This window comes from Halostagnicola sp. A-GB9-2, assembly GCF_030068615.1.
GTDB lineage: Archaea > Halobacteriota > Halobacteria > Halobacteriales > Natrialbaceae > Halostagnicola.
Window position 1 is genome coordinate 233,219 of sequence record NZ_JASJOC010000004.1, and the last position, 21,738, is coordinate 254,956.

A 21,738-nucleotide genomic window follows, 5' to 3' on the forward strand; every position below is an offset into this window, starting at 1 on the left:
AATTAGCAGTTTCGATTCGAAACAACGGCTGGTGTCATCGAACGGGGTCGCACTCACTCGAGATCCGCTCGCCCGCTCGTCGCGCTCCGCAGTCGATCTTTGAACGCCTCGCTCTCCGCAACTGGAACCCGAACGCCGAAGCTCACGTCGGTCTCGTAGCTCGCGTCGAACTCGTAGCTCTCGCTCTCTATAATTCCTCTGACGGTTCCGGAATCGTCGTACTCGACGGTGATCGCAACCCGCTCGTGGGGCCGTTCCTCGATGACGCCTGCCTCCTCGACGGCGTCTTTGACCGCCTTCGAATAGGCCCGGACGAGGCCGCCGACGCCGAGGTTCGTCCCGCCGTAGTACCGCGTTACGACAACCGCGCAGTTCTCGAGTTCCTCCTGTGCGAGGACGTTCAACGCCGGCTTTCCGGCCGAACCCGACGGCTCGCCGTCGTCGCTCGAGTACTCCCGCAAAAAGTTGCCCTCGGCGTCCGCTCGCACGCGGTATGCCGGGACGTTGTGGGTCGCGTCGTCGTATTCCCGTTCGACCGTTTCGATGAACTCCTCCGCCGCGTCGACGGACTCGGCGGGACGGGCGTGTCCGAGGAACTCCGATCCCTGGACGACGAATTCGGCGGTGGCGGGCTCGGCAAGGGTGCGGTACGTTCCGGTCACTGTCTTCTCTCCTTGCTTCTCACTGCAGTTCGATCTTGCGGACGAACGTAATCTCCCGTAAGTCCGTAAACAGCTCTCCCGGCAGATCCTCGTCGGTGACCAGGTACAGGCGCGGATCGTCGGTGAACTCGGGATCCTCGCTGATCGTCTGGCGAATCGAGATGTCGTGATCGGCCAGCAGTCCGGTGATCGTCGCGACGATACCTTTCTTGTCCGCATCGTCGACCTCGATCGACAGGACGGTCAGATCGAGCACCGGCGCGAGATCCATCAGGCTCGGCACCTGCGAGATGTTCTGGAAGATCCGTCGCAGTTCGGGATCCTCGAGGATCGCGTCGGTCGTCGAGTCGACGACGCGTCGGTCGACGTCGATTTCGCGGGCGATACCCGTGTTCGGAATCTCGATCCCACCGGAGACGACGCGGCCTTCGTCGTTGACCGAGAACCCCCGCTCGAGCAGCAGGCGGATAACCGCCTGCTGGCTCGGCGATCCCTCGAACTTCTCCATGATCTCGTCGAACATTCGTTCTCGTATATTCGCGGGCCGTGGTATAATGTCCGGTGGTCGCTCGTCGCCGTTGAAACGCCACGAGACGCGAACGGCTCACCTCGCGTCTGACGGACGTTTTTGAGGGCGTAGTCGAAACGAGTTCTCATGCGCGCACTCAGCCACTGTGACTTCTGCGGAGCCGACGCCGCGGGGACCTTCGAACTGCTACCACCCGAACTCGAACCGACCGAAGCCGAACAGCGCCGCGTCGTCCTCTGTCGTACGTGTGGCGATCGACTTGAAGACCTGCTCGAACCCCTGCTCGCTCGCGCCGGCGTCGAGTCGTCCGAGGAACCGACTTCCGGGAGCGATTCCGATGCGGTGACCGAAGCCGACGATTCATCCTCTTGTGGCGATGCGAGCGGCGTGGAACCGACAGCAGAGGATCCGGATCGAACTGGCCGGCCATCCGTAATCGACGTGAGCGAAGCCAAAGCGGACGCCGTTGCGGACGACTCGGATCGTGGGGATTCCGGGGCTGACGACCGGGACCGCGGAATCACGCTTGAGCGAAGCCCCGATTCCGAATCCGAGGACACCGAAGACATATCCACGGAGTCCTCGAATATCGACGAGTCTTCAACTACTGATGCTCCCTCGAGTACAGACGAACAGAGAGACTCTTCCGATACTGGGGAAGACAGCAGCTCCTCGAACTCCAGTAATTCGAACGCGAACTCGAAGGCGAGCCCGCCACAGGGCTACGGTAAGGTCATCCGTCTGCTCCGAAACCGCGAGTTCCCGATGGACCGCAGCGCCGTCGAAACGCTCGCCGCAGGGGCCTACGACCTCGAGACGCGAGAAGTCGAGGCGATCATCGAGCACGCGCTCGAGGACGGCGAGTTCGCCGAAAATGGCGACCAACTCGTTCGTTCGTGAACCGGTAGTCTCCGCTCTTTCCTCGGTCTGTACCGGTTTTGTTGACCGCCCGTTGACACCGAAACGCTCAATTGACGAACGTATCATGATCGCCGTATGGTCTCCCGGTCGCTCCTCGGAATCGGTCTCGTCCTCGTCATCGGCTTCTGTTGGCTTCGATTGTACGGCTGGTACACCGCTCGAGACGATGTCGACCCTGAGCGTGGAGCGCGGGGACGTATCGACAGCTCATCGCCGTCGGGTTCCTGACGCTCGCCGGAACCGTCTTCGTCGGTGATTTTCCCGCACGGACCGAGGCGGTTCTCGAGTCGGTCGACCCGGCGCTTGTCGGTGGTGTCGCGATGGCGCTGGCCTGGATTCCCGCTCTCGGTATCGTCTTCGCGGTGGTGATCGTTTCCTCCCTTGGCGTCTTCCCCTACGCTCGCCAGCGAGCCGACACCGAAATTTCCACCACTCGTGCGACATGGGGACTGACCAGGTTTTTGCTCGGTCTCTTCGCAATCGCCGTCGTTGTGACCGCGGTTACGGGTCTCCTCTTCGAGACGCCGTTCTGGGTCGCTGGCCCGGTCGCCGGAACGCTGTTTGTCGCCCTGTTCTACGTCTGGGGGCAGTTCTCGACGCGCCTCGTCACGATGTCACCGTGCCGACGGACCGACAGCGCCACCGGCTTGAGGGGGCGCTCGAAGCGACCGACCTCGAGGCGTCCATCGGAGGGATTCTGCCCGGCCTCGAGAGTCAAACCGCGGCTCTCTATCTGCAAGGCCCGTTCTGGAATCGTCAACTGTACGCCACCGACTACGCCCTCCAGACATGTTCGGACGCGGAACTCGAGGCCCGATGCGCTCGCGAAGCGGGGTCTCACAAGCTGCGTATCCGAGAGTTACGAGCGATCACCGCGGGTATTTTGCTCGCATCGACCATCGTCGGACTCTCCGTCTTCGGTCTTCTCGGACTGCTGGGAGCACTGGCTTGTTGGCTCGCGTTCAGTTGGTGGCTCCGCCGTCGTACGCTCGTTGCGGACCGCGAGGCTTCCAGACGGACGGCCACGGAACCGCTCCTCGAGACGTACGAGACCGCCGAAAATCCGCCCTCCGAAGATTCTGGTCGGATCCGTTCACTCTTCTCGCTCACGCCGCCGGTCGAGCGGCGTCTCGAGGCGGTAAAAACGGATTAACATCGTTACCGCGCCGCGATTATACTGCGGCCGAACGACTGCGCCCCCATCACTCCGAAAGGGTCCCTTTCGTACTCGGCGCGCCCTCGCGTCGCTCGTCGAACCGCGTCGCGTCGTCGAGCGCTCGAGCGAGCGCCTTGAACAGCGCCTCGACCTCGTGGTGGGCGTTCTCGCCCTCGACCGCGAGGTGGAGCGTTAGCCCGGCGTTCATCGCCAGCGACTCGCCGAAGTGCCGGGCCATGTCGCTCGTAAAGTCGCCGATCTGATCCTGAGAGAATTCGCCGTCGAAGTAAAACCGAGGGCGACCGCTCACGTCGACGATCGCCGAGGCGACGGCTTCGTCCAGCGGAACCCGTCGGTCGGCGTATCGGACGATCCCCGCTCGATCGCCCAGCGCCTCCGAGAGGGCCGTTCCGACGACGATCGCGACGTCCTCGACCGTGTGGTGGTCGTCGATCTCGAGGTCGCCGTCGCAGTCGACCTCGAGGTCGAACAATCCGTGTTTGGCCAGTGCGCTCAGCATGTGATCGAAGAACCCAATTCCGGTCTCGACGTCGGCGGTCCCGCTACCGTCGACGGTGAGTGTACACTCGATCGTCGTTTCGGCCGTCTCGCGGGTGACGGTCGCCGTTCGCTCGCTCATGGGCAAACGAGGGGGCCGGCGGTACAAGGCGATTGCGCTCGAACTGCTCGCTGACTCCCTCTCTGAATCCCGGTTTTGAAAACTCACGCCAATCCGGTAAAACCTATTTAGAATGCTCTATAAAACGTCTAAAGGTTTTTAAGTTCGTATCGAAACATCCGATTACATCGCCTACTCGCGTAAAACGGACCGAAATTACGCCAACCTTCTCCCTATTATATGTTATTGCCGATGAAAGTCGTGAGTAACTGAGGTGAATGTCCCGAGATGTCCAACTCCTCCCCGCTCCCGAACGAATCGATCGCTCAGTCGCCTGCTGAGACGGATCGAGATATTGACACCCATCGCCGCCTGCTCCGGACGATCAAGCGACCAGCCCAGTTCCTCTCGTTCTGGGTTGCGATCGCCTTGCCGTTCGTTCACGTCCCGTTGCTCTCCCAGGGTCTCGGCGACCCGACCGTTACGATGGCGTTTCTCGCTCTGTTAGCCATCAACGTTCTCGCCCTCTACTTCGGCCACGGATACAACCGATCGTCCTGAACGCGAACTGCCTCCGTTCTCCACCACTCCCCACCCTCGCCGGTGAATCGCCGACCGAACCGATTATTTCCTCCCCGACTCACGGTCTGACTCGATGAAGATTCGCGTCGACTGGCGCTCGAGTTGCAGCCTCACCGGAACGGTATTAAAGTGGCTCGCCGTTCCGCTTGCTGCGCCGCTCGTTTTGGCGATGATCGACGGCTCCGACCCGACGCCGTTCGTGGTGGCGATTATTGTCACTGCGCTCGCCGGACTGGGTCTCGAGCGACTCAGCATGGAGCGCGACCTCGGCCAGCGCGAAGCGTTTTTGATGGTCGCGCTGACGTGGCTCTGCGTCGCCGCCGTCGGCGCGATTCCGTTCTTCGTCGCCGGCGTGGGCACGCTCGCCCATCCGATCAACGCGCTCTTTGAGAGTACGAGCGGGCTCACGACCACGGGAGCGACCGTCATCGACGACTTCGACGAGCACTCGCGGGCGATCATGCTCTGGCGACAGCTCATCCAGTGGCTCGGTGGACTGGGTATCCTGGTCGTCGCCATCGGCCTGCTCTCGAACCTGATGGTCGGTGGTGCACAACTGATGGAGACCGAAACGCAGACGCGAAACGTCACCAAGTTACGACCGCACATCGGCGACACCGCTCGGCTCATCTGGGGACTGTACGTCGGATTAACGGTCGCAGCGGCGACGACCTTTTACGCGCTCTATCTCCTCGGCCTGGCGCCGGAAATGGATCTGTTCAACGCCGTGTCACACGCCTTTACGAGCGTCGCGACGGCCGGCTTTTCGCCGGAGGCCCAGAGCGCCGGCGCGTTCTCGCCGATCGCTCAGTGGGCGATCGTCCCCTTCATGATTCTCGGGGCGACGAACTTCGTGCTGATCTACTATGTCGTCCAGGGTAACTACCTCCAGCCGTTCAAAAGCGAGGAGTTCCGTTTCTACTTGAGCATCCTCGGAACCTTTAGCCTGCTCGTCGTCGGCATTCTGTACGTCGACTCGACGTTCGGCCGCGGCCTCGAACCGACGATTCGACACGGCGTGTTCAACGTCGTCTCGCTCGTCTCGACGACGGGCTACGCCTCGGTGGACTTCGACCTCTGGTCGCCCGGCGCGAAGCACATGCTCTTTTTGTGCATGTTCATCGGCGGCATGGCGGGGAGTACGACCTGTTCGATCAAGTCCCTGCGCTGGCTCGTAATTCTCAAGAGCCTCTACCGGAACCTCTTCACCTCGATTCACCCGCAAGCAGTTCGTCCCGTGCGACTCGGCGACAGCGTCGTCGACGAGGATACGATCACCGACATCTTCTCGTACGTCCTGCTCGCCATCATCATCTTCTTTTTGCTGACGATCTTCATCGTCGTCGACGCCGCTCGAGACCCGTCCACCGTTGTTTCGGAGTTCGACGCGCTCGGGGCGGCCGCGTCGATCTTCCTGAATATCGGACCCGCTTTCGGGATGGCCGGACCGATGGGCAACTACGAAGGCTTCTCGACGCTCTCGAAGTCCGTTATGATCATCATGATGTGGATCGGGCGCATCGAGATCATCCCCGTACTGGTACTGTTGACGCCGGCGTTCTGGAAGTCCTAATGAACGAAGTTCTGACACCGAAGTTTTGCGCTGCGTGCGGTCGCGGAGCGATCGCACTCGGCAAAATCCTCAAAAGAGCGCTTGCGCTCTTTTGGACTGGGCGATTCCTTCGGAATCGCTTGCAGTCGGGCGGCAGCGCCGCCCGACGACCTCGCGGGAGCTTCGCTCCCGCTTAGCTTCGATTAAAAGCGCTCCTCCTTCCTCTTCGTTCGCATTGCTCACTCCGAGTCAGTCGTCGGCCCGCTCGGTCACTGACTCACGGGCGTCGCCCGTTCGTCGTTGCGCGTCGCGCCGCGCTCTCGTGACCTCGCGGTACAAATTCGTGAACCGCCTGCCCTCCCCCGAGTCGCGGGCGTCTCGCAGTGGCTCGACGCCCGCTCCCGGCCACCGCTCTGTTCTCTCCTTTCGGGTTATTGGTTCTCGACGACGGCCTGTGCTTCCTCGAGCGAAAACTCGCCCTCGTACAGCGCGCTCCCGACGACGACGGCGGCCGCGCCGGCTTCCTCGAGCGCCCGCACGTCTTCTAGCGTGGCAACGCCGCCGCTGGCCACGATGGGAATATCGGTCGCCTCGACGAGTTCCCGGACGGGTTCGGTGGCGACCCCCTCGAGTTGCCCTTCGACGTCGACGTTCGTAAAGAGGATTCCGGCGGCACCGAGGTCCTCGTAGCGTTCAGCGGCTTCGACGGGCGTAATTCCCGCCCCTTCGGTCCACCCTTCGATGACGACTTCGCCGTCTTTCGCGTCGAGGCTCACGACCACCGAATCAGGGTGGGTCTCGCTGATTTCGGCGACGATTTCCGGATTCTCGACGGCCGCCGTCCCCAGGATGACTCGGTTGACGCCGCGCTCGAGCAGATCGGTCGCGCCCTCGGCGGTTCGGATGCCGCCGCCGAGTTGCGTCGGAACGGCTACCGAATCGACGACTGCGTCGATCGCGTCGGCGTTCGCTCGCTCCCCTTCGAAGGCTCCGTCGAGGTCGACGAGATGGAGCGTTTTCGCCCCCGCGTCGATCCACCGTTGTGCGGCATCGACGGGGTCGCCGTAGCGCGTTTCGGTACCGCGTTCGCCCTGTACGAGTTGGACGACTTCTCCATCCTGCACGTCGACGGCCGGTATCACCTCGAACGCTGGGAACTGGCTCATACCCGAACGCGCGGTGCCGGTCGGGATAATCTCGTTGGTCCGGCGCGACGATTCGGCACCGCTCTCGACGGTTCGTTTGTACCAACACCCTTCAATCTCGACCGGTCAGCGGCGAACAAAAATACGCGTGCTTTTAGGTCTTCACACTCTATTTTACAGACGTGACAGAAGTACTGCTACTCGTCGGAATTCTCGTTGCAGCCTTCGTCGGATACAATATCGGTGGTGCAACGACCGGCCCGGCATTCGGGCCTGCCGTCGGTGCAAATATCCTTTCGAAAGGAATTGCAGCGGCGCTAATGTCTATCTTCTTCGCGATCGGCGCATTTACGATCGGACGGGAGGTCGTCGATACGCTCGGAAACGAATTGGTGACGAGCACGGCCATCTTCACCCTCGAGGCCAATGTCGCCGTCCTCTTTTTTATCGGCGGTGCCCTCTTCATCGGAAACTACGCCGGTGTTCCGGCTTCCACGTCGATGACGGCAGTCGGCGCGATCGCCGCGCTCGGCCTAGCAACGGGCGAACTCAACTGGGCCGTTCTCGGAGAAATCGCCATCTGGTGGATTGTCGCCCCGATCATCGGCTTCTGGATCGGCGGCGTCGTCGGCCGGTATTTCTACACGCGGATCAACGAGTGGGTGGCCATCGAAGGCAACGCCGCCGAGGACGCCCTGCTCGGAATCGATACTTCGGGGTATATTCCCCGATTGCACATCGAAACCGGGGTCTCGAGACGGGAGTGGACCGGTTCGGTAGTCGTTATCGTTATCGGCTGTCTCATGGGCTTCAGTTCGGGAACGAGCAACATCGCCAACGCCGTTGCACCCCTCGTCGGGAGCGGCCAACTCGCAGAGGATCCCGCCATCATCATCGGTTCGATCGCGGTCGCCATCGGCGCGTTTACCATCGCCCGCCGAACGCTCGACACGCTCGGCAACGATATCACCAATCTCCCTCTGACCGCGGCGGTCGTCGTCGCCGTCATCAGCTCGACGATCGTCGTCGGACTCTCCTGGATCGGGATCCCGGCGAGTTTCGTCGTCATCGCGACCATGTCCATCGTTGGGCTGGGTTGGGGTCGTGCAACCCGGACGACTCGACTCTCGGAGGCGGCTCGAGGCGAAGAGACGGCGGTTTCGGTCGGTGCGCTCACGGCCGACGAGGAAGGCGAACCGTCCCCGGAAATCGGCGAGGAGGAAGTCAGCGACATTCCGAAAGCGTCCGATCTGTTCAATCCCTCGACGACGGCTCGGGTGATCCTCATGCAAAACGTCGTTCCGATTATTTCGACGACGGGAGCATTTCTTACGTTCCGATACGTTCCGATCTTCGGATTCTAACCGTTCGAGCTATTTCTGCCCGTATTTTTGATTCTAGGCCGATATCTGCCGTGAAACTATACGATCACCGAACCAATCCATGGATACTTACCAATTCTATGTGAAAGACAATTTAGGACTGAACAGCAAGCTATACCAGTGCGGGACTCGAATCACCGCCTGATGCCCACCGTAGAATACCTCAACTACGAAGTGTTAGATGACCAGGGATGGGAGATGGACGACGACGACCTCTTCGAGAACGCGGCTGACGCCGGTCTCGACGATGAGGATTACGGCTCCCTCGACGTCGCCGAAGGCGAGTACATCCTCGAGGCCGCAGAGGCGCAGGGCTACGACTGGCCGTTCTCCTGTCGAGCTGGCGCGTGTGCAAACTGTGCAGCCATCATCAAGGAAGGCGAAATCCAGATGGACATGCAACAGATTCTCTCCGACGAAGAAGTCGAGGAGAAAGACGTCGTCCTGACCTGTATCGGTTCGGCTGAAACCGAGGAAGTCAAAATCGTCTACAACGCGAAACACCTCGACTACCTGCAGAACCGCGTCATTTAACGACCGTACTCGTACCCGTCGTATTTACACGGATTGTGGGATCCCTCGTGATCCCGCTTTACTATTCGTCCATAGCCTTGATTGTCCAGCCCGGAGTGGCTCTCTTCGGTCGCCCCCTCGCTTGTTCCGAACGCATTTCGACACAGCGGGCGATTTCGTCACGGAAGCTTTGGTCCCTCGGCGTAGATTTCAAACCGTCGATGTATGCGCGGCAAGACTTTACCGTAACCAGCCAGTACTGGTCCCAAAATGGGTTCGTCATCGAAGCCCAGAACGGAACTCGAGATCAGGGTTCACCAACGCGAACTCGTTACCGACCTCGGAACGCAAGCGCTCGACGACGACGATTCGGATAAGTTGCTCGAGGATGCTATAGATGCGATCACGACGTCGTTGAACACGGAATTCTGTCATGTTCTCGAAACGGACTCGAGCGACGAGCAGCTGTCTTTTCGCGAGGGTGTCGGGTGGGACGAGACGGGAGTCGACTCCTCGAATCTGTCGACGATGTCGAAGTCGCTGTTTGGACACACCCTCCGTTCGGACGAGCCGGTTATCGTTTCTGAGCTCGAACCCGGGAATCGCTTTTCGGTCGCTTCAGTCCTCGTCGAACACGATATCACAAGCGGGATTACCGTTTCGCTCGGACCGGATGATGATCCGTGGGGTATTCTCGGCACGTACTCGACGAACCCCCGCGATTTCACCGAAGACGATGCCCGTTTCGTCGAAAACGTCGCCAGTATTCTCACGTCGGCTCTCGACGGACCGCGGCGGACCGACCGTCGGAATGACGACCGACGCACGGACCGAATCCTCGAGACGAGTCCGGTCGGCATTACCGCCATCGACGCTGACGGGACGATTACCTTCGCGAACGACCACGCCGAGGACCTCCTCGGTGGCTCGACCGATCAACTTCCGACCAGCGTTCTCGACGAATCGTGGGAGTTCGCCGATCGAGACGGTAACGTGATCTCGCCGGATAACACTCCGTTTTCACGTGCGAAGCGGGCGAAAGAACCGGTGACCGAAGACGGTATCGGTATCACTCAGGCGAACGGGACGCGCGTCTGGCTGTCCGTCCGTTGTGCTCCCTCGTTCGACGGCGACGGCTCCTTCGATGGCGCAGTCTGTACGCAAACGGACGTCACCGATCGGAAAGAACTCGAAGGAAAGCTCGAGCGGATACTGGGCCGGATCGACGACGCGTTCTGTGCGTTCGACGACGAGCTTCGATATACGCTCGTCAACGATCGCGCGGAAGTGCTCCTCCAGCATTCTGAGGAAGAACTCCTCGGGAACACGCTCTGGGAGATGTTTCCCGAGGCGAGCGACGATCAGGACGTTCGAGAGAGCTTCGAGAGGGCGATAGAAACCCAGGAACCGACGAGTTACCAGCACTACTACGAACCGCTCGGGAACTGGATCGAGGGGAACATCTATCCGTCAGAAACGGGCGTCTCGTTGTATTTTCGCGACATCACCGAGCGCAAGGAGTACGAACGGAAACTCGAGCGCTCGAACGAACGGCTGGAGCAGTTCGCGTATGCGGCAAGTCACGACTTGCAGGAGCCGCTTCGAATGGTCACGAGCTATCTGAACCTGATCGAACGTCGACACGGCGCGGCCCTCGACGAGGAGGGGCGAGAGTTTCTCGAGTTCGCGGTCGACGGTGCCGAGCGGATGCACGAGATGATCGACGGACTCCTCGAGTATTCACGAGTCGAGACGCGAGGGGATTCGTTCGATATGATCGATTTGAACGACGTTTTCGCGGACGCCCGAAAGGACTTGAAAGTTCATATCGAGGAGACCGACGCTCGAATCACGGGGGGTTCGCTTCCGTGCGTCGAGGGGGACGGTAATCAACTTCGCCAGGTGTTTCAGAACCTCTTGAGCAACGCAATGGAGTATTCGGGAGCGGATCCTCCGCAGATCGATGTCTCGGCCAGGCGAGATGGAGACGAGTGGAAAATAACCGTTCAGGACAATGGTGTTGGGATCGATCCCAGTAACGAAGGCCGTATCTTTCAGGTCTTTCAACGGTTCCCAAGCGCCGACGATCAGCAAGGGAGCGGCATTGGGCTCGCACTCTGCAAGCGGATCGTCGAGCGACACGACGGACGGATCGACGTCGATTCGGTTCCCGGCGAGGGCTCGACGTTTACGATTACGCTTCCGGTTTCTCGCGAGCAATCGCCGTAGTTTCGCGATAGCGACGCGAAGCCGATGAAACCGTCGCGCCGCCTTACTCGGAGTCAGAAACGCCCCACCGCCTTGCTCGGCTCTCGAACTACAATATCTTGAGAGGCACCTTCTATCATGTCTCTGTCTATTATTGGTCCTCTCTTTATATCTTTCATATTGTGGGATGATCGGTTATCGGTTTCTCTTCGATGAATACTCCGCCGATTGTAATATCTATAGATAGAATCTCGAATAATGGGGTGTATAACTGGAAAATATAGCTGACTGTCTGACCGATTGAACCGCTATACGAACGCTTTCCTATTCTCCTCCTTATCCCTGGAAATCCGCTCTCTAGATAACTGAGACAGCACTTCCTTCTGTGAGCTGGTTATCTCAAGCATCTCCTCACTCAGTAATTACCATTTAAGTAATATGAACTGTAAAGTGTTACTTATGGCATCATAGGAACGGTTCAGGCCGGTCGATTCGAATCATTCTCGCAGATTCGTTTCCCGCTTTTTGTCGCATGGCCCGCTCGGAAGCCCCAACCGCGTCTCGGTGATTTCACTGGGTTCGATCCTATATGTGCATCTCTAGATACCGCATGACAGGATCGATCCTCGAGAAATCGTCGTTCGTCGAAACCGACTCCGCGTCGTTCGGACGGCGAAATCCGAAACCGTCCTAGCCGCCGATGTACGTCTCGACGAACTTGTCCGACTCGAGACTGTCCGGCGTTCCCGAGCGTCGAACGGCCCCGTTCTCGAGCAAGTAGAGACGGTCTGCGTGTTCGAGCGCGAAGGTGATGTTCTGTTCGCAGATGAGGACCTCGACGGACAGTTCTTGAATCGATTCGAGGGCTTCGCTGATATCCTGCAGGATAACCGGCGCGAGCCCGATCGAGGGCTCGTCGAGGATGAGGAATTCGGGATCGCTCATCAGCCCCCGCCCGAGCGAGAGCATTTGCTTTTCGCCCCCGCTCAATGACTGGGTCTCCTGTGATCGTCGCTCCTCGAGTCGTGGAAAGAGGTCGAACACGTCAGCGAGTCGTTCTTCCTCGCCCTCGTTGTTTAGGTACGAGCCGAGTCGAAGGTTCTGTTCGACGCTCATGTAGTCGAACAGGTCCCGCCGCTCCGTGCAGTAGAACAAGCCGTCGTCGATCAGTGCCGGCGTCGACGAGTCGGCGATCTCCGTCCCGTTGTACCGGATGGTTCCCTCGTAGTCGTGGAACCCGCCAATCGTATCGACGAGCGTCGATTTCCCCGCTCCATTGGGGCCGATAACCGCGACGGTTTCGCCGCTTCGAACGGCGATGTCGACGTCCTTGAGCGCCTGTACTTTCCCGTAGGATACCGACAGGTTCTCGACCGAGAGCACGGCGTCGTCGGCGTCCGGCGTCGTTGTACTCATAGTTCACCTCCGAGATAGGCCTCCTGAACCGTCGGATCGTTTCGAATCTCTTCCGGACTGCCTTCGGCGATCTTTTCGCCGAACGAGATCACGACGACCCTGTCGACGAGGTCGAGGAGTCCGTGCATGTTGTGATCGATAACGATCAACGTCATGCCGTTTTCGCGAAGCGATCGGAACAGCGTCGCCGTTCGTTCGACCTCTTCGGGCGTGAGTCCGGCGAACGGTTCGTCGACTAACAGGAGGTTGGGATCCGTCCCGAGGGCGCGACCGACCTCGAGGCGTAACAGCCCAGCGTGTGGCAGTTCGTCCGGCGTCTGGTGCATGTATTCGGTCAACCCGACCTGCTGACAGATATCTTTGGCCCGATCCTCGACGTCGGTTCGAAACTCTTCGATCGAGAACAACTTGTTGGGCACCATCGAGAGCGAAACGTTCTCGAGGACGGTTCGATCGTCTAGCGGTCGAAACGTCTGATAGGTCCGTGCCAGTCCCTTCTCGACGAGCGCATACTGTGGAACGCCCGTGATGTCTTCGTCCCGATAGTACACCTTGCCGTCGGTCGGCGGAAACGCTCCCGAGACGCAGTTGAACGTCGTCGACTTGCCGGCTCCGTTCGGCCCGATGAACCCGAGAATTTCCCGGTCGTGAACCGAAAACGAAAGATCGTCGACGGCGACGACGCCGCCGAAGCGCTTGGTCACGTTCTCGAGTCTGAGCACGTCGTCCGTGTTCGCTGTCCCATCCGTCGATTGCGTAGATTGTGAGCTCATTGATGTCTCCGTATTAAGTGGTCGGCTTTCCGCGTTGGTCTCGCCACGCTAGCAACGTACGTCCCCGGTCGGCCAGCCACGGAACGACTCCTTTCGGAAGGAAAAACAGGACCAAAAGCGCGACCGAGAAGAAGATCACCATTGAGACGTGACTGACGGTCGACTGGAGGAAATCTCGAACGAAGTAGTAGCCGATCCCAGCGGCTGCGGGGCCCGTGATCGTCCCCATCCCGCCGAGAATGGCGATCAGTACGACTTCGATGCTGACGACGACCGCCAACAGAAGCCCCGGATTCGGATTCCCGACCGGAGTGTGGACGAACGCCGCCCCGGCGAGGCCGCCGACCGCACCGCTCATCGTGAAGGCGAAGACCTTGAACTTCGCCGGGTTGATACCCGAGGCGAGTACCGCGTCCTCGTCCTCTCGAATCGCCGTGAATATGTCGCCGACGTACGAGCGAGTGAAGACGTAAAACAGGGCGAAGATCGCCAGGAACAACAGGAGACTGAGATAGTAGTAGACGAACACCTCCTGATCGAACGGCGTTTCGAAACCGATCGTCGAAAGGATCGGTGCTATCGTGTCACCGACGGAAATCAGATTATCGGGACTGCGCAACCCCGCTTCTCCACCGAGCGTTCCGGGGAAGATGTTGACGATCTGAACGAGTATGAGCGGAACGATGAGCGTGATGAGCGCGAGATACGGTCCTCGAAGCCGAAGTGCGGGAACGCCGATAACGACGCCGAGAATTCCCGCCGCAATCGTTCCGATGATGATTGCGAGCAGGGGTGTAACGTCCAGGTGGAGATTAAAAAGCGCCGCCGTATAGCCGCCCGTGGCGAAGAACATACTGTGTCCGAAGCTGAGCTGACCGGTGTACCCCGAGACGTAGTCCCAACTCATCGCGAACATCCCGAGAAACAGCGCGCCCGTAAGCTGTCGTAACGTAAGAACGGGGAGCAAAAACGGCGCAGATGCTAACCCTATCAGACAGACGATACCCACTGCTTGTCGCGGCTCGAGATCCAGACGTGTCATGTCATCACTTACCCTCTCGTTAGAGATGACGCAACATTGTATTTATAACTTGTTGTCCAGTGTTGACTCGTGGGTTATGGCATGTTACCAACACACTTATTTAGGAGGGTGGTCATCCCAACTATTATGCGTGATAACGCAACCCAGGGTATCGACAGACGACGGTTTGTCGGAATGATTGGTGCAGGTGCAACGATGTCCGTTGCGGGGTGTCTCGGTGGTTCAAACGGCGGGAACGGCGATGATGGGGTCCAGATCGGGCTCCTCGCCTTCGAACCGGGAAGTGCACCGCAAGGAACGGCACAGGAATACGCCGCGGAACTAGCCGTCGACGAAATCAACGACGACGGTGGAGTGCTCGGAGAGGAGGTCGAACTTCACGTTGCAAACTATCAAGGTTCGCCGACGACCGCCGAGGATCGGTATCTCGAGTTCGTCGTCGACGATAACGTCGATATGACCGCCGGCGTGTTCCAGACGGAGGTCATGCTCGACCTCATGGAGAACATCGCAGAACACCAGGTCGTTCACATCAGCGGCGGAAACACGTCGCCGGAGGTTTCGCGGTACCTCGCGGACGATTACGATCGATACAAGTACCATTTCAGACCCTACGGAAACGGAGTCCTCTGGGCGGAGTCGGTCGCGGAGTTCGCCGGGTACATGCACGAGGAAGAGGGGTGGGATCGAGTCGCCGTGCTCAACGAGGAGTTCGAGTGGACCCAGCCGTTCTCGGAGGATCTCCCGGACTTGCTCGAGGACCAGGGGATCGAAGTGCCGTACAACGAGCGCTATCCTGGCGACACGGATAACTTCACGCCGATGTTCGACAGTATCGAGGGAGAAGACGCCGACGCCGTTCTGATGAGCATGGCTCACACCGCCGGTCCCGCACAGATTCAGTGGCGAGACGAGGAACGGGAGTTCGCGATCGCCGGGTTGATCTCACAGATTAACGACCCCGGCGCACACGAGGCGTTCGACGGTGCGACCGAGTTCGCGATGAGCAACACGCCGGGTGTCCACACCGCGGAACTCACCGATCAAACGATTCCGTTCGCCGAAAACTATTACGACGAGTTCGGCGTCTATCCGAACGATGCCTTCTCCTACGCCACCTACGACGGCATCAAGATGTGGGCCGAAGTCGTCGAGCAAGAGGAGACGACAGATTCCGAAGCGATCGTTCCGGCGCTCGCGTCGCACACGTACGAGGGTACCCGCGGAACGGTCGCGTTCAACGGCGAAGGAGACGAATTCCCCCACGACGCCCAGTTCGGGGAGGACCGCCTTCGCCGAGTCAACTTCCAGTGGCAAGTTGACGACGACGGAGACGGCATCCAGGAAGTGGTTTACCCGGAGGATCTGGCAACGGCCGACTATCAGGAACCAGAGTGGTTCTGACGAATGGTTGATATCGTCGGTATCGTCGCGAACACGCTCATCCTCGGTTCGCTGTACGCGCTCATCGCGATCGGGTTCACGCTGGTGTTCGGCGTCGCCGGGCAGGCGAACCTCGCCCACGGCGGAACCATTACGGTCGGCGCGTTTACCGCATGGTTCGTCGCCGGCATGGGATACGGCGTCTGGATCGGGCTTGTTGCCGCGACGGTGATGGGAGCGCTCTTCCACGTCGTCTTGCATTCCGTCTTCGTCAAGCACACGGACGACCCGGTTAACGTCCTCATTATCACGCTCCTGGCCTGGCTGGTCATCGAGTACTCGTTTCGAGCGGCCGTCGGGACCGATCCTCGATCGGTCCCCTCGATGCTCGCCGGCAGTACATCGATCGGCGGCGTCTCGTTTCTCTACAACAACCTGCTGATATTCGTCATCTCCTGGCTGTTCATCATCGGGTTGTTCGTGTTCATCAACTACACGAAAGTCGGACAGGCGATTATCGCGACGGGACAGAACGAAAAGGGCGCGGCGCTGGTCGGCATCAACACGAACCAGATCACGCTCCTCGTCTGGGCGGTGGCGGGTCTCCTCGCTGGCTCTGCAGGCGTTATGTACGGGACCTTCCGGGCCGCGTCCTACGATATGGGTATGATGCCGCTGGTTCTGGCGTTCGCGATCGTCATCCTCGGTGGCATCGGCTCGATTCGGGGGAGCCTCATCGCCGCGTACGTCATCGGCTTTCTCGAGGTGTTCACGACGACCGCCATTTCGCCGCGATTAAGCGGTATGACGGCGCTGATCGTGATTATCCTCGTGTTGCTCTACAAACCGACCGGCCTCTACGGGCGGGAACTGCCGCACTAAGCCGGTTTTCACCTCTTCTCTCGAAGCTTCGTCGTGGACCCCTCGAGCCGCACCGTCTCTTTCTTCGAGGAGATTGTCTCGCTCTTGAGTGCGCCGCCTCGCTCTCGAGAGAACACTACCCGACCACCCTCGGCAAAAGTTTTCGGCCGGTAGATATATTCGGACAGTCTTCCAACAGGTGCGCTAATGACTAGCAGTGAGCTGTTGCTTCCGGATCGGATCGCTCGCGATGACATGGACAGCGAAGACGAGAACGGTCGGTTGCGAGCGGAACGCGATTTCTGGCGAAACCTCTTCGAAGGGATCGTCGACGAGTTCCCGGAACCGATCCTCGTCGTCAACGATGGCGGTGCTATCACACACTGGAACGACGCGAGTATGGAACTGACCGGCGTCTCCGAAGCGGACGCGGTCGGAGAGCAGGCGCTGGATGTGATCGGCACCGAAGGCGTCGAGGAAACCCTGGCGGAGGAGATCGCCAGAAAAGGAACCCCCATTCAGGAAGAACAGATTCGCTCCGGCGGTCCACCCGACGATCAGTGGCACATCCGCACGGCCGGTGTCCCGCTTCGTTCGCCCGACGGCGAGTCGATTGGCGCGTTCGAGTACATCACCATCGTGACGGATCTGGTCGACCAGCGCAACGAACTCGAGGAGATACAGGCGGCGATCAGCGAAACCGTCGACGGCGCGGTTGAGGAGTTGCTTACGGCGGCCGAGACGAACGCGGAGATCACCGACGACGTTGACGACCTGACCGCACAACAGGTCGAGAACCTCGCCGAAGTTCGCAACGAGATGGAGTCGCTGTCGGCGACCGTCGAAGAAATCTCCGCGAGCGCCGAAGCGGTCAGCAACCAGAGCCAGACGGCCGCAGAACTGGCCGCCGATTCCAAGGAAGCGACCGCTGACATCGTCTCGATGATCGACGAGGTTCGCGGCGCGACCGATACCCTTTCGGAGAGTACGCGAACCCTCGAGCAGCGGATCGAAGAGATCGACAAGGTCGTCGACGTGATCGACAAGATCGCCGACGAAACGAACCTGCTGGCCGTCAACGCGAATATTCAGGCCGCGCAGGTAGATGCTGGGGCCGAAGGATTCGGCGTCGTCGCTGACGAGGTCAAAGAGCTTGCTGACCAATCGAAAGCGGAAGTCGGGACGATCGAGGACATCGTAAAGGATGTCAGCCAGAACACGACCGAAACGATCGATAGCGTCGAGACGACGATCAGCCGCGTCGATGAAGCCGTCGAGCGCGCTCGTACGATCGACGACAAACAATCCGAAATCCGGGCCGCCGTCGAGGAAGCCAATACGGGTATCGACCAGATCGCCGGGGCGACGGACGACCAGGCGGCGACCGCCCAGGAGGTCACGACGATGCTCGGCACGTCGGTCAGGCAGATTGAAGAAGTCGCCTCGGAAATCGAAACGCTGGCCGAAACGAACGACCGGCAGGCCGACAAAGTCCGAGAAGTCCGGGACGAAGTTCGGGACCTCGAGTCGGAGCTGTAACCCCGAATCAGAACTGCCCCTTCGAGTCGATAAACGGAAAAACGCGCTCCTACTCCTCGAGCGGAAGCCCGTCGTACTCCTCGTCGAAGTCATCACGGAGTACCTTCTTGTTGAACTTCCCGGTCGTCGTCTTCGGAATCTGCTCCCGGAAGACGATCTTGTCGGGCATCCACCACTTGGGATACCGCTCGAGGAGGTGCTCCTCGAGTTCGCCGGCGGTCACGTCTTCCGTGTTCGAAACCACGTAGGCGACCGGTCGCTCGTCCCACTTCTCGTGTTCGACGCTGATGACGGTCGCCTCCTCGACCGCGTCGTGGGCCATCAGTTCGTTCTCGAGTTCGATCGAGGAGATCCACTCGCCGCCGCTCTTGATGATGTCGTCGAGTCGGTCGACGACCTCGAGGTAGCCGTACTCGTCGATGGTGCCGACGTCGCCGCTCTTGAACCAGCGTCTGGAAGACACGCCGTCCGACTCCCCGGTCGCTTCGCTCTCGGGGACGTCGTCGGTGAACGACTGCTCGGTCTGCTCCGGCCGATTGAAGTACTCGTCGATGAGCCAGGGTGATCGGGCCTGAATCTCGCCGGAGGACTCGCCGTCGTGAGGGACGGGATCACCGTTCTGGTCCCGAAGCCGGATCTGCACGCCGGGTGCGGGAATGCCAGGTTTCATCTGCTGGTGGTACTGCCCGCTTTCGTCGAGTTCCTCCCTGACTTCGGTGGTCGTCATCGTGTTCACGAGGTGGGGAGCCGCCTCCGTCATCCCGTAACCCTGGTGGATCGGTGCTTCGATCTCCTTGTCGAACTTCTCCATGAGCCACTCGGGCGGCGAACTGCCGCCGGTCAGAACGCGGTCGAGGCTCTCGAGTTCTACGTCGTCGCGCTCGTCGTAGAAACTCGCCATCTCGCGCCAGACGGTCGGCACCGCCGCGGTGACCGTGACGCTCTCGCGGTCGATAAGCGCCGCCGTCTCTTCGGAACTGGTCTTCGGTCCCGGCAGTACGAGCTTCGAGCCACAGAACGTCGCGGTGTAGGGGAGCCCCCAACCGTTGACGTGGTACATCGGGACGACGGGCATGACGACGTCGTTTTCGCTGATTTTGAACACGTCCACGTGGCTGTGGGTGAGCGTGTGCAGGTAGAGCCCGCGGTGCGTGTAGGCCGCGCCCTTCGGGAGCCCCGTCGTTCCCGACGTGTAGCAGATCCCGGCCTCGCGTTCCTCGTCGATTTCGGGCCACTCGTAGGCGGCGTCTTGGCCCTCGAGCAGATCCTCGTAGGACCGGACCGGCTCGAGGTCGGTTTCGGGAACCTCGTCGTCGAGGATCACGTACTCCTCGACCGTTTCTAACTTATTCGCGACGGCTTCGACGGTGTCGACGAACTCGGGATCGACGAAGACGACCTCGTCTTCGGCCTCGTTGATGATCTCCACGATGTGCTCTTCGGGGAGCATGTGGTTCGTCATGTGGATGCTCCGACCGCTACAGGAGAGCCCGAAGTAGAGTTCGTAGTGGCGGTGGTGATTGATCGCCATCACCGACGCTCGACTCCCCAGCTCGAGGCCGAGTTCGTCGAGCCCGTTCGCGAGCTGGCAGATCCGCTCTTCGGCCTCGCTGTAGGTGTAGCGATGTGTCGTGCCGTCCGCTTCTTCAGAGACGATCTCCTTGTGGCCGAACTGGGAGACCGCCCGATCGAGCATGACCTGCAGGGTGAGTTCGTAATCTTTCATTGTTCTTCACCTCGTGGTTCGAACCGATAAAAGACCCGCTCCCGTTCAGTCCCGTCGTCGATGTCGACGATCTTCAGCGAGACCGGATCGCCGATCTCGAGGTCGTCGTACCGAGCGTCGTCGATCCGCGCCGAGAGCTTGACCTCGCCGAGATCGACGATGGCGACGACGAACGGCGACGTGTCGTGGTAGCCAAGCGGCGTGCCGCCGCGAGACTCGCTGAACGCGAATAGCTCGCCCTCGTGTGGCAGGTCGACGTACTCGAGGTCGTCGCTCATACACTCGGGACAGACGATCCGGGGCGGGTAGTGGGTCTCCCCGCACTCGAGACAGCGCGTGGTCGTCAGCCTGCCCTCGTCGAGGTTCTCGTAGAACTCGTGGATCTGGGTGTGTTCTGCCGTCTGTCGTTCGTAGAAATCGAGCAGGTCGGGGAGCTCGATCTCCGAGGGGATCGAGACGGTTGTTCTCGGGACCGATCCGTTCGCGTCGTTCGAGCCGGACTGATCGGTCGAATCGGTGGAATCTGGTTGCTCCGTCATTGTGGATCACGCCCCAGCGTCATGACGCTGTGAACCGATGCACTGCCGCTCAAGTTGTGGATGAGTCCGGTCGTCGCGTCCTCGACCTGTCGGTCACTCGAGACGGTGCCCTGGAACTGATTCGTGATCTCGAGGGCCTGCGAGACGCCGGTCGCCCCGAGCGGGTGGCCACAGCCCAGAAGGCCGCCGCGCGGGTTGACCGCGATATCGCCGTCGAGATGGCTTCGACCGTCCTCGATGAACTGGCCGCCTTCGCCGCGTTCGACCCAGCCGAGTTCCTCGTACTCGATGATCTCGCTGATCGAGAAACAATCGTGGACCTCCGCGACATCGATTTCTTTCAGCGGGTCCTCGATGCCGGCCTGATCGTAGGCTTCCTGCGAGGCTTCTCGAGCCTGCGGCCAGCCGTCGTAGGATGGTAGGTTGTTGATCGAGTTGCCCGCCATCGAGGACTGGCCGCTGCCGGTGATCCAGGCCGGTGTATCGGTTACCTCTCGAGCCTTCTCCTCGCTCATCACGATCACGCCCGAGGCACCGTCCGTAATGCCGCTGCAGTCGTAGAGGTGAAGCGGCGGTGCGATTTCGGGCGATTCGGTGACGTCTTCGGGTTCGATTTCCCGCTGGAACTGTGCGAAGTCCGTCTTCGCCGCGTTGGACTTGTTCTTGGCGGCGACCTGCGAGAGCTGTTCGCGGGTTGTGCCGTACTCGTGCATGTGTCGCTGGGCGTACCAGGCGAAAAACGGCGGTGCGGAGAGGCCGTTGACGCCGTCGAACTCCCTGTCGAGGACGTTCGACATCGACGCCTGCATCTCGGGCATCTGCTCTTTGCCGAGGTTCATCTTCTCGACGCCGAGGACGAGCGCGACGTCTAACTGGCCGGCCGCGATGGCGAGCCAGGCGTATCGCAGGGCGGCCTGGCCGCTCGCACAGGCCAGTTCCGTGCGTGCGATCATCTTCGTCACGTCGATACCGAGCAGTTCCGCAACCATCGGCGCGACGTGGGACTGGAACGCGAACCGTTCGGGCTGGACCGCGCCGACGAACAGCCCCTCGATGTCCTCGGGGCCGATATCTGGGACGGCGTCGAACGTCGCCTTGCCGCCCTCCTGTGCGAGGTCCTTCCAGCTAGCGTCGCGGTCACCCCACGACGTTTGCCCGCCGCCGACGATCGCGACGTTGCGTGTCATCGA

21 protein-coding genes are annotated in these 21,738 nt (G+C 60.3%); 11 read left to right on the forward strand and 10 right to left on the reverse strand.

Features of this window, described 5'->3' with window-relative positions; all coding sequences use genetic code 11:
* Positions 1 to 53 precede the first annotated feature (53 nt).
* Both QNM96_RS12255 and QNM96_RS12260 read right to left on the reverse strand, forming a co-directional pair.
* Positions 54 to 662, reverse strand: a complete 609-nt coding sequence (locus QNM96_RS12255) for a YigZ family protein (protein ID WP_283836674.1) — start codon at positions 660 to 662, stop codon at positions 54 to 56.
* 19 nt (positions 663 to 681) lie between these two features.
* The gene (locus QNM96_RS12260) at positions 682 to 1,185 is read right to left on the reverse strand and encodes an amino acid-binding protein (protein WP_283836675.1); all 504 of its coding nucleotides are present in this window, start codon (positions 1,183 to 1,185) and stop codon (positions 682 to 684) included.
* Between the two features lie 132 nt (positions 1,186 to 1,317).
* Between QNM96_RS12260 and QNM96_RS12265 the strand changes: the two genes are divergently transcribed.
* From QNM96_RS12265 to QNM96_RS12275, 3 genes are all read left to right on the forward strand, one after another.
* Entirely contained in the window at positions 1,318 to 2,091 is a 774-nt protein-coding gene (locus QNM96_RS12265; RefSeq protein WP_283836676.1) for a hypothetical protein, read from the forward strand.
* 96 nt (positions 2,092 to 2,187) lie between these two features.
* Positions 2,188 to 2,340, forward strand: coding sequence for a hypothetical protein (locus QNM96_RS12270; protein WP_283836677.1), 153 nt, complete (start codon positions 2,188 to 2,190; stop codon positions 2,338 to 2,340).
* A gap of 391 nt (positions 2,341 to 2,731) precedes the next feature.
* On the forward strand, positions 2,732 to 3,265 hold the full coding sequence (locus QNM96_RS12275; protein ID WP_283836678.1) for a hypothetical protein: 534 nt from the start codon (positions 2,732 to 2,734) through the stop codon (positions 3,263 to 3,265).
* 49 nt (positions 3,266 to 3,314) lie between these two features.
* On the opposite strand, the gene hisB is transcribed toward QNM96_RS12275, so the two are convergent.
* A complete protein-coding gene (gene hisB / locus QNM96_RS12280) occupies positions 3,315 to 3,908 on the reverse strand; it encodes an imidazoleglycerol-phosphate dehydratase HisB (RefSeq protein ID WP_283836679.1) in 594 nt (197 codons plus the stop codon).
* A 267-nt stretch (positions 3,909 to 4,175) separates the two neighbouring features.
* Here hisB and QNM96_RS12285 point away from each other — a divergent pair, with 267 nt between their 5' ends.
* Together QNM96_RS12285 and QNM96_RS12290 are read left to right on the forward strand one after the other, a co-directional pair.
* Positions 4,176 to 4,448 (forward strand): hypothetical protein, encoded by a 273-nt coding sequence (locus QNM96_RS12285; protein WP_283836680.1) that lies wholly within the window; start codon positions 4,176 to 4,178, stop codon positions 4,446 to 4,448.
* A 94-nt stretch (positions 4,449 to 4,542) separates the two neighbouring features.
* Positions 4,543 to 6,042 (forward strand): TrkH family potassium uptake protein, encoded by a 1,500-nt coding sequence (locus QNM96_RS12290; protein ID WP_283836681.1) that lies wholly within the window; start codon positions 4,543 to 4,545, stop codon positions 6,040 to 6,042.
* Positions 6,043 to 6,452: 410 nt separating this feature from the next.
* Here QNM96_RS12290 and hisA read toward each other — a convergent pair whose 3' ends face one another.
* Positions 6,453 to 7,187, reverse strand: coding sequence for a 1-(5-phosphoribosyl)-5-[(5-phosphoribosylamino)methylideneamino]imidazole-4-carboxamide isomerase (hisA, locus tag QNM96_RS12295; protein WP_283836682.1), 735 nt, complete (start codon positions 7,185 to 7,187; stop codon positions 6,453 to 6,455).
* A gap of 161 nt (positions 7,188 to 7,348) precedes the next feature.
* Between hisA and QNM96_RS12300 the strand changes: the two genes are divergently transcribed.
* The 3 genes from QNM96_RS12300 to QNM96_RS12310 all read left to right on the forward strand — a co-directional run bounded on the left by QNM96_RS12300 (position 7,349) and on the right by QNM96_RS12310 (position 11,290).
* Complete coding sequence (locus tag QNM96_RS12300) at positions 7,349 to 8,530, forward strand: anion permease (protein WP_283836683.1); 1,182 nt, start codon at positions 7,349 to 7,351, stop codon at positions 8,528 to 8,530.
* A gap of 162 nt (positions 8,531 to 8,692) precedes the next feature.
* Positions 8,693 to 9,082 carry a ferredoxin Fer gene (gene fer, locus QNM96_RS12305; RefSeq protein ID WP_283836684.1) on the forward strand — a complete coding sequence of 130 codons (390 nt, stop codon included), beginning with the start codon at positions 8,693 to 8,695 and terminating at the stop codon, positions 9,080 to 9,082.
* A 249-nt stretch (positions 9,083 to 9,331) separates the two neighbouring features.
* Positions 9,332 to 11,290: an ATP-binding protein gene (locus QNM96_RS12310; protein WP_283836685.1), complete on the forward strand. Its 1,959-nt coding sequence runs from the start codon at positions 9,332 to 9,334 to the stop codon at positions 11,288 to 11,290.
* 669 nt (positions 11,291 to 11,959) lie between these two features.
* On the opposite strand, the gene QNM96_RS12315 is transcribed toward QNM96_RS12310, so the two are convergent.
* Genes QNM96_RS12315 through QNM96_RS12325 form a run of 3 tightly spaced genes read right to left on the reverse strand, consistent with a single transcriptional unit; the run spans position 11,960 to position 14,500 of the window.
* Positions 11,960 to 12,685: an ABC transporter ATP-binding protein gene (locus tag QNM96_RS12315; RefSeq protein ID WP_283836686.1), complete on the reverse strand. Its 726-nt coding sequence runs from the start codon at positions 12,683 to 12,685 to the stop codon at positions 11,960 to 11,962.
* On the reverse strand, positions 12,682 to 13,458 hold the full coding sequence (locus QNM96_RS12320; RefSeq protein WP_283836687.1) for an ABC transporter ATP-binding protein: 777 nt from the start codon (positions 13,456 to 13,458) through the stop codon (positions 12,682 to 12,684). The genes QNM96_RS12315 and QNM96_RS12320 overlap by 4 nt, the downstream gene beginning before the upstream one ends.
* A 13-nt stretch (positions 13,459 to 13,471) precedes the next feature.
* The gene (locus tag QNM96_RS12325) at positions 13,472 to 14,500 is read right to left on the reverse strand and encodes a branched-chain amino acid ABC transporter permease (protein WP_283836688.1); all 1,029 of its coding nucleotides are present in this window, start codon (positions 14,498 to 14,500) and stop codon (positions 13,472 to 13,474) included.
* A gap of 126 nt (positions 14,501 to 14,626) precedes the next feature.
* Between QNM96_RS12325 and QNM96_RS12330 the strand changes: the two genes are divergently transcribed.
* The 3 genes from QNM96_RS12330 to QNM96_RS12340 all read left to right on the forward strand — a co-directional run bounded on the left by QNM96_RS12330 (position 14,627) and on the right by QNM96_RS12340 (position 18,283).
* The gene (locus QNM96_RS12330; RefSeq protein WP_283836689.1) at positions 14,627 to 15,904 is read left to right on the forward strand and encodes an ABC transporter substrate-binding protein; all 1,278 of its coding nucleotides are present in this window, start codon (positions 14,627 to 14,629) and stop codon (positions 15,902 to 15,904) included.
* 3 nt (positions 15,905 to 15,907) lie between these two features.
* Positions 15,908 to 16,765: a branched-chain amino acid ABC transporter permease gene (locus tag QNM96_RS12335; RefSeq protein WP_283836690.1), complete on the forward strand. Its 858-nt coding sequence runs from the start codon at positions 15,908 to 15,910 to the stop codon at positions 16,763 to 16,765.
* A gap of 186 nt (positions 16,766 to 16,951) precedes the next feature.
* Positions 16,952 to 18,283 carry a methyl-accepting chemotaxis protein gene (locus QNM96_RS12340; RefSeq protein WP_283836691.1) on the forward strand — a complete coding sequence of 444 codons (1,332 nt, stop codon included), beginning with the start codon at positions 16,952 to 16,954 and terminating at the stop codon, positions 18,281 to 18,283.
* Between the two features lie 49 nt (positions 18,284 to 18,332).
* Here QNM96_RS12340 and QNM96_RS12345 read toward each other — a convergent pair whose 3' ends face one another.
* The 3 genes from QNM96_RS12345 to QNM96_RS12355 are packed head-to-tail and all read right to left on the reverse strand — an operon-like array spanning position 18,333 to position 21,735.
* Positions 18,333 to 20,009 (reverse strand): long-chain-fatty-acid--CoA ligase, encoded by a 1,677-nt coding sequence (locus QNM96_RS12345; protein ID WP_283836692.1) that lies wholly within the window; start codon positions 20,007 to 20,009, stop codon positions 18,333 to 18,335.
* Positions 20,006 to 20,548, reverse strand: a complete 543-nt coding sequence (locus tag QNM96_RS12350) for a Zn-ribbon domain-containing OB-fold protein (protein ID WP_283836693.1) — start codon at positions 20,546 to 20,548, stop codon at positions 20,006 to 20,008. The genes QNM96_RS12345 and QNM96_RS12350 overlap by 4 nt, the downstream gene beginning before the upstream one ends.
* Entirely contained in the window at positions 20,545 to 21,735 is a 1,191-nt protein-coding gene (locus QNM96_RS12355) for a beta-ketoacyl synthase N-terminal-like domain-containing protein (protein ID WP_283836694.1), read from the reverse strand. The genes QNM96_RS12350 and QNM96_RS12355 overlap by 4 nt, the downstream gene beginning before the upstream one ends.
* Positions 21,736 to 21,738 lie beyond the last annotated feature (3 nt).

Coding starts and splice junctions, on each gene's coding strand:
- QNM96_RS12260 (WP_283836675.1), bottom strand. CDS start 1,185: ATGTTCGACGAGATCATGGAGAAGTTCGAGGGATCGCCGAGCCAGCAG.
- QNM96_RS12265 (WP_283836676.1), top strand. CDS start 1,318: ATGCGCGCACTCAGCCACTGTGACTTCTGCGGAGCCGACGCCGCGGGG.
- QNM96_RS12270 (WP_283836677.1), top strand. CDS start 2,188: ATGGTCTCCCGGTCGCTCCTCGGAATCGGTCTCGTCCTCGTCATCGGC.
- hisB (WP_283836679.1), bottom strand. CDS start 3,908: ATGAGCGAGCGAACGGCGACCGTCACCCGCGAGACGGCCGAAACGACG.
- QNM96_RS12285 (WP_283836680.1), top strand. CDS start 4,176: ATGTCCAACTCCTCCCCGCTCCCGAACGAATCGATCGCTCAGTCGCCT.
- QNM96_RS12290 (WP_283836681.1), top strand. CDS start 4,543: ATGAAGATTCGCGTCGACTGGCGCTCGAGTTGCAGCCTCACCGGAACG.
- hisA (WP_283836682.1), bottom strand. CDS start 7,187: ATGAGCCAGTTCCCAGCGTTCGAGGTGATACCGGCCGTCGACGTGCAG.
- fer (WP_283836684.1), top strand. CDS start 8,693: ATGCCCACCGTAGAATACCTCAACTACGAAGTGTTAGATGACCAGGGA.
- QNM96_RS12310 (WP_283836685.1), top strand. CDS start 9,332: ATGGGTTCGTCATCGAAGCCCAGAACGGAACTCGAGATCAGGGTTCAC.
- QNM96_RS12315 (WP_283836686.1), bottom strand. CDS start 12,685: ATGAGTACAACGACGCCGGACGCCGACGACGCCGTGCTCTCGGTCGAG.
- QNM96_RS12320 (WP_283836687.1), bottom strand. CDS start 13,458: ATGAGCTCACAATCTACGCAATCGACGGATGGGACAGCGAACACGGAC.
- QNM96_RS12325 (WP_283836688.1), bottom strand. CDS start 14,500: ATGACACGTCTGGATCTCGAGCCGCGACAAGCAGTGGGTATCGTCTGT.
- QNM96_RS12330 (WP_283836689.1), top strand. CDS start 14,627: ATGCGTGATAACGCAACCCAGGGTATCGACAGACGACGGTTTGTCGGA.
- QNM96_RS12335 (WP_283836690.1), top strand. CDS start 15,908: ATGGTTGATATCGTCGGTATCGTCGCGAACACGCTCATCCTCGGTTCG.
- QNM96_RS12340 (WP_283836691.1), top strand. CDS start 16,952: ATGACTAGCAGTGAGCTGTTGCTTCCGGATCGGATCGCTCGCGATGAC.
- QNM96_RS12345 (WP_283836692.1), bottom strand. CDS start 20,009: ATGAAAGATTACGAACTCACCCTGCAGGTCATGCTCGATCGGGCGGTC.
- QNM96_RS12350 (WP_283836693.1), bottom strand. CDS start 20,548: ATGACGGAGCAACCAGATTCCACCGATTCGACCGATCAGTCCGGCTCG.
- QNM96_RS12355 (WP_283836694.1), bottom strand. CDS start 21,735: ATGACACGCAACGTCGCGATCGTCGGCGGCGGGCAAACGTCGTGGGGT.